Origin of the sequence: Caballeronia sp., assembly GCF_049581465.1 — a bacterium.
Lineage (GTDB): Bacteria > Pseudomonadota > Gammaproteobacteria > Burkholderiales > Burkholderiaceae > Caballeronia.
Window position 1 is genome coordinate 1 of sequence record NZ_JBAUSA010001173.1, and the last position, 6,912, is coordinate 6,912.

The 6,912-nt window shown below is 59.3% G+C and carries 5 protein-coding genes and 1 pseudogene; 1 reads left to right on the plus strand and 5 read right to left on the minus strand.

Annotated features, from left to right (window positions below):
- Positions 1-330: hypothetical protein (locus WCA53_RS28715; RefSeq protein WP_423919037.1), on the plus strand; the 330-nt coding region annotated here is incomplete at its 5' end.
- 248 nt (positions 331-578) lie between these two features.
- Here WCA53_RS28715 and WCA53_RS28720 read toward each other — a convergent pair.
- The 5 genes and pseudogenes from WCA53_RS28720 to WCA53_RS28740 form a co-directional block, all read right to left on the minus strand.
- Positions 579-1,313, minus strand: a complete 735-nt coding sequence (locus tag WCA53_RS28720; RefSeq protein WP_423919042.1) for a Crp/Fnr family transcriptional regulator — start codon at positions 1,311-1,313, stop codon at positions 579-581.
- A 541-nt stretch (positions 1,314-1,854) separates the two neighbouring features.
- Entirely contained in the window at positions 1,855-4,392 is a 2,538-nt protein-coding gene (locus WCA53_RS28725) for a glycosyl hydrolase 2 galactose-binding domain-containing protein (protein WP_423919045.1), read from the minus strand.
- A gap of 127 nt (positions 4,393-4,519) precedes the next feature.
- Positions 4,520-5,569, minus strand: a complete 1,050-nt coding sequence (locus tag WCA53_RS28730; protein WP_423919048.1) for a DUF1839 family protein — start codon at positions 5,567-5,569, stop codon at positions 4,520-4,522.
- Entirely contained in the window at positions 5,566-6,621 is a 1,056-nt protein-coding gene (locus tag WCA53_RS28735; RefSeq protein WP_423919051.1) for an amino acid--[acyl-carrier-protein] ligase, read from the minus strand. The genes WCA53_RS28730 and WCA53_RS28735 overlap by 4 nt, the downstream gene beginning before the upstream one ends.
- Before the next feature lie 2 nt (positions 6,622-6,623).
- A pseudogene (locus WCA53_RS28740) lies at positions 6,624-6,912 on the minus strand (acyl-CoA dehydrogenase family protein); the annotation flags it as partial.

Sequence of the window (6,912 nt, forward strand, 5' to 3'; positions counted from 1 at the left end):
GCAAATCAGCAAATCAGCAAATCAGCAAATCAGCAAATCAGCAAATCAGCAAATCAGCAAATCAGCAAATCAGCAAATCAGCAAATCAGCAAATCAGCAAATCAGCAAGTCAGCAAGTCAGCGGATGCCGGAAATGAGGTGTTTGGGCGGGGGAGGCGAAGCGTGTGCGTGGCCTTTGGGCTTGAGGGGGGTGTTCGACTGCGGGTTGATGTGTGCAGGCCGGACTATGTTCGTGCCAAAAGCTTTAAGTGTTTGTTGAGGATACTTAAATATTGGCGGTTTAAAACGCGTTTCTTTGCTTCGTTTCTTTTCGCGTTTGAAAAGAAATGAAGTTCCGCCCCGAACAGGGGCTAATAGAAATAAGCAAGAAAATCCGACTTATGCAGAACGACCACGCTAGCAGAAGGACTCCACCCTAGCCCCACACTCTCCGCGAGCATCACCCCGTCCACCCTAGCCCTACACTCGCCGCTAGCAGTACCGCCCCAACCCATCCCTCTCGCCGCACAGACAGCGGCCCACTGACCGGGGAGCGAAGCGTACCGCCTTCCCCACGCTCGCCCGGTACACCACCGTGATCAATGTACCTCTTCGGTCTGGCGCAGGCGCGGCAGCAACCGGTCAAACTCGCGTTTGACAATGCCGTAGCATTCGCACGCACGCGATTCCAGACCTTCACGATCAAGCACCTTGATGCAACCGCGGCTGTGATGAATCAGGCCGGCATCATGCAGCTTGCCAGCGGCTTCCGTCACGCCTTCCCGACGAACACCCAGCATGTCGGCAATAAGCTGCTGCGTAACCTGAAGCTGGTTCGACGAAGTACGGTCGATCTCGATCAGAAGCCAACGGCACAGTTGCTTATTAAGCGAGTGGTGGCGATTGCATGCAGCGGTCTGCGCAACCTGCGTAAGCAGCGCTTGCATGTACAACAACATCAGGCGGCGCAGGAAGTCCGAGCGGCCGAACTGTTCACGCAACGCAGTTGCGCTCATACGATAAGCAAAGCCCGGGCATTGCACCTGGACCCGCGTCGGCATGGTTTCGCCGCCCGTCAGGACGGGCACGCCCGTCATGCCTTCGCGGCCGACTGCTGCGATTTCGACCGAGCCGCCGTCTTCCATCGTGTGAAGCAAAGAGATGATGGCGGTGGTCGGGAAGTACACGTGATGAATGCGTTGACCGGAATCGCACAGCAACTGGTCAGTGCGTAGCTGAACCAGTTCCAGATGCGGTGTAAGGGCTTGCCATTCGTGCGCAGGAAGCGCACCCAACAGATGATTGCCGTGCAGGTCCGACTGAAGGGTCAGCATGATGTTCTTCTCTCGTAATTTCGCGCAGTGCGCCTTACTTGTTATACCGGTCGACTTGTTGTTCGTGTATGCATCTGACGGCATCCATCGACACGCTTTTCGACCAGCCCCGTAAGCAGCTCAGAATCGTCGTCTTGTTAATTTCATATTTCGACACTACCGGTGCTGCGTTACCCATTTAGCGAGGACCGTGCCAGTAGGGAGCAATCCCAATGCCATCATGGCGCGGCCTAAAATATGCACTGACCTCTAATCAACATATGGATATTTTTGTTTCAGTCTTGAACATCGGCGCACCAGATGGAGTCGATCGCCATGATTGATTCAGAAAACGCTTTCGTCTGCGCAATGCCTTACTGGTGGCTCGTCTCGTTTCTTTTTCAATACGAAAAAGCGATATGTTCAGACCGATTGAAGCGCGCTTAGCAAGGATTCGTCGGTTGTTTAAGAATTGATTCAGAACTGTTTCATCAATTTGGTGTGCCAGCGAACGCTTAAGACTCCTCGCTTCGCTTGACACGGTTGCGAGGCTGAATGGTGTTCATAAGGACTTGGCCGGCAAGGCAGGGCGGGGCGCCTGGTATTGAATCGAAAACGTTGCGTTGAGCGAACGAATCTCGCCTTCAGGTGCGCTTGATGTGCCGGGGTGGCGTGCAACGAGCGGGATCCGGCGCTCCACGCCGGGCGGCAGATGGAACCAGTCGAGCGCGGCGCGGTAATGCGTGTCGACTACGTGCACCCAGCGCGACAGACGCTGCGTACTCACAACGAGTTCCCACTCGCCGCTGTCCCTGCGCTGGACACGCACCGCGAGCCCCAAGTCATGCCGTTCAGCCATCGTGCGATCGGGGAAGTGAAATGCTTCAGACATGATTTCTCCGCTGCCCCTGTTGCGCAAAGTGACGACGGTTGCATCGTGCGCGCGCGGGCCGAATCGATACGCGTAAGTAAAATCAAAGAACTGCCCGAGCATTTCCGACGCCGAAATGCGCACCGTGCTCCTTGCGTCGAGAGTGAGATTGCGCGAGACGTTCACCACGCTCGTCGCGCCATCACGCAGGCAAACCAGTTCGAGTTGCGCATCGACGGGAGCGGAAGTTTCATTAATTAGATGAAGATCAAGCCCGTCAAGGCCTTCGTCGGTGATTAGGGCCTGCACGGAGCGGAAAACCTGCGCGAGGCCGTGTAGGGCGCTTTTAGGCGCTCCCAGGGCATCAATGACGCCCCAACCCGCGCCCGGGCGAAGATCCTGCATCTGCCAAACGATTCCGCCCGCACAGGATGACCCTGCCCGACGCCACTCCGAGAACACGTCGATCATCAGGTCGGCCACGACTGCACGCGACAAATCGAGGTAACGCTCGGAATCCTCATACCGAAGCCGCGCGGGGTCGACGCCATACTGGGTGCGCAAATAATGCTCGCGAACGTCGTCGAAGTCCCAGCCCGCCCCGGGGTCTCGCGGCACGGCGGCTTTCCAGCGCGGTTCATGCGGCTTCGACGCATGTGGCACCACGTTGAGCGCGACGTCGTCGGGGACGTTCGCGAAAGCCAGGCATTCGCTGGCAAAACGAACGTTCGCGCGGCGGACATCGTCTAGCGGGCGTTGATACGCGCCCACTCCGTAGTAATGCGTGATACCCGCGCGGGTGGCGAACGGCCACGCACTATCGTTTTCCGCGGGCCCACTAGGGGAGTTCACGACGTAAGGCACGTCGGGCCTGAGCGCCGCGACTATCGACGGCAGTTGTTGCGTGAACAGTTTCTGCTCGCGCGACGCGCTGGGCAGGCCGAGCATGGCCCCTTGTTGATCGGCTTCGCTGCCGCCGCACAAAACGGCGAGTGACGCAAAACGTTGCGTGCGCGAAAGAAACTGCTCGGCTTCGCGCTGGACATTGGCGGTAAAGGCCGGATCGGTCGGGTAATCAAAGTTCGCAAACGCAAAGTCCTGCCAAACGAGGATGCCGTACTCATCGGCCAATTTATAGAATTCATCGGACTCGTAGAGCATGGTTCCGCCGACTCGCAGCATGTTCATGCCGGCGTCGCGGGCGAGCGCAAAAAGGGGGCGCATCCGATCACGCGATGCACCGAGCGAAATAAGGTCGGCGGGAGTCCAGCATGCACCACGCGCGAACACGTCAACTCCGTTGACCGCGAGTTGGAAGCCATCGCTAGCCGGGCCGCGGTTCTCCGTGATTTCCCTAAAGCCGATTCGGCCGAGATCGAAAAGTGTTTCATCGAACGCGAGTGAAACTTGGTGCAATGCAGGATCGCCGTGGGTATGTGGCCACCAACGTGGTGCATTTCGTATGCGTAATGTGCCGGCAAGCGTTTGCGGGTCGCGCCAATCGAGCGTAATCGATTCATTCTTGCAAACAAGGCGCGCGGTCTCTCCCCGTTGCCCATGGATGAACGTAACCGTCAGATGAATCAGTCCGTCGTCGCCATCGAGGCTCGTATGAAGTTTCACCCGGTCCACCGATGTCGCCGAGTTTCCCAGGAGTTCAACCGGCCGCCACGGCCCCGCGGCCTGCACGGGCGGGCACCAGCCGGGCATGTGGCCGAGCAGCGTGGTCCTCACATTGCGCAGTGTTGCGGGCTGAGCGAGCCTCGGCCGCCAGCGCGCGCGGGATCGTTTTGCGGCAAGCGCCGCGCTTAGCGAACGGAAACACAGGTAAAGCGTGGCATCGCCGGACAGATGCAGTCGCAAGTCATGTTCGATAAACATCGAGTCGGAGTCGAGCAATCGGGCGTCGTCGAGCCAGACTTCCGAAAGTGTTGCAAGTCCGTGCATACGTACAGTGCGATCGCCCTTTTCCGACAATACCAGTCGATACCAGTGGTCCTCAAAAGCGAACGCGGGAAGCGCGTCCATGTCGAGTTTTCCCGCTTGCCGCCACGCGGATGCAACCGTCCCGGGCACCGGCGCCGCCAGCCACCCGTCAGGGTATTCACGCAATGCAGCAGGTGTCGGGCACATTCCCGCAGGCGTCGTGAGGCACTGCCAACCATCGGACAACAGATGGGGAAAAAAAGCAGACGGCGAAGCTTGATCGTCAGGCGACTCGATGCGCATGGCGGTATCCTCGAGGGGCGATGTACGTGGCGTCACGTGGCGTCGAGGCGACCCACTCTTATTAGCATGTGCGACCCGGCGAAGGTCCCGGCCACCGTTCCAAACTGCGCTTCAACGAATCAGCGCTTCAACGAATCAGTGCGGCGAGCGGTTGCACGACCTTGTCATACGAAGCTTCGAGCACGTCAAAACATTCGTCACACAGGTCGCGGCGTTTGCGCATGATGGCTCGCACAAGCCGGAACTGCATCACCATCGACTCGCTCGCGATTCTTTGCGATGCAACCGGCATGGCTTCGGGGATATCGAAACCCTCCTGACGCAGCCACACGAGATAGCGCGCAAGGAACTCGAAGTTTGATCCGAGCTGGCGCATCAGGTTGAACGTGTAGAGATGAAAGTAGCTTTCCCCGCGCTCGAGGATCGTGTCCAGGTGCTCGGGAAACGCAGCGCGCCATTGCGTGATCGGATTGCGCGCCGGGCGTCGTTGAAGATGTGCAATGAGCCGGTCCGCCGACGCCTGTGCCAGTTCCGGCCCTGTCAATGGCGCCCTGATGCGCTTGGCGAACTCCACGTAGGGAAACAGCAGGTCGGGCCGCTCGGCGAGCTCAGGCAAACGACGCAACGCGCCGTCGTAGTCCTCGCCCTCGAGCACGTGATAGCCGGTGTTGTGGAAGTACCCGAGCCGGCGTGCGCGCGGATCGATGTAGTCCACACCGATGGTCGTCTTCGTATGCACCTGCCGGTACGAAATCGCCCGCGTATCCGGCAGATAGAATGCATCGACTTCTACAAGCACTGTGTTTCCACGCTGCGTCTGGACGCGCACGCGATCTTCGAGCGAATCGAAAATCGCCAGTTCCTGGACTTGCAGTCCATAAAGCTCGTCCAGATCTTCTAGCTGGAACTTGAAGAACGTGAACTGGTCCCCTTCGAAGTCCTGCGTCACGGTAAAGCCAAGCGCCGCACGCGGATCGAATCCATAGCCGTGTAGCAACTCGACCCACAAATCCACATAGCAATTCGTTTCGCTCCAGACGCGCTCTCCCTGATGCAGCGCATGCGACTGATGATTGCGCACGCGCATGGGCGTCGGGTCCAGATGGACAACCCGCGAGCGCTTTCGCCCGGACCCGGACCCAGACCCCGCCACGCTCGTGGTAGTCATGACAGTCATGCCAGTGCCTTGAGTGCGGCGCTCACGCGCGTTTGAGCGTCGCCCCACAGGAGATCCCGTACATCGGCCGGCCAGGCGTTGACGTCGAGACCGTGATGGCGAAACAGGGCGAGCGTGGTGCGCTCCATGCCAAAGCCGACGCATGCTGTATGCGCAAACTCACCGTTTGCCTGGGCGATCTTCCAGATCACGCCGAAGTGGTCCATGTGATAGTTGAACGACAGGCAAGCGGTCGGGCCGGTGGGCGTTGCGATCGGAATCAGCAGTTCGAACTTGAGTTGCAGCGCGCGCTGGCTGTCGGCCACGATCTTGCCGCCACGGCCAAAGAAGGGGTCATTGGCGAGGTCGATTTCGAACGGCAGGCCGAGTAGTTCGATCAACAGCGAGCCACGTTCGATCCATTTCTGGCGGAATGCCACGACCTGCGCGGGGCTGCCCACACGCACGTATTCGCGTTGCCGGAACATCTGCATACGGCCCGGATCGATGGACGGTTCGTGACGGAAGCAGTACGCGAGGACATCGATCGTTGCGCCCTCATCACTCAGCGCACCGCGCCGGGCGATGACCGGATAGATGGGATAGCAGGCCGCCGGTGTGAGCACGAGGCGGGTCGGCTTTTGCTGGTCCATCCATTCGTCAGTACGCTCGCCTTCACCGACACTCACGGTCTTTTCCAGCGCTTCCAGCAGCCGATGATGGCCTCGGTCGTTGCCCTCGAACGAATGAATCGTGCCGGCGAGATCGGGAAAGCTCTTCAGGTACTCGCTGTCCTCGAAGTCGTGACGGCGCATGGCGGGCGGGAAGCGCAGGACTTCGGCATGCTGGTCCGCACCGAGCAACGTAATCGCATGGTTCAATCGGTCGATCACGTCTTCGAACACCTGGCTGCGTCCGTAAAGACCGTCTTCGCCTGTTTCAATGAGAATACCCGCCTCGACCAGGCGCGTGCGCAGTGTCACGTCAGAGGCATCATAGGGCGCCGCGGTGGGCTGCCTGGTCGGGGCGGCTGGTGCTGCCTCGACGGCCGCCTGCTCGGTAACCGTGTTCATTATCAGATTCTCCCCATGGCCGGCGTGCGCTGCGCAAGAAGCAGGTTCGCCGTGTTCAGTTCGATGCGGTCGTTGCTGATCATCAGTGGTGCTGAGAATAAATCGCGCAGATGACGCCCGACGCTGAAGTCAGTGTTGTTCTTATAGCCGGCCATGCCGCAGATCATCAGCGTGTCCTGCACGACCTGCAGTGCCGACGTGGAAATGCTGAGCTTCAGCGTATTCATGTCGGAGGCGAGGGTCATCGAAGCCCCGAGCGGCGCGTCGATACACGTGGCATCAAGCGCCGCG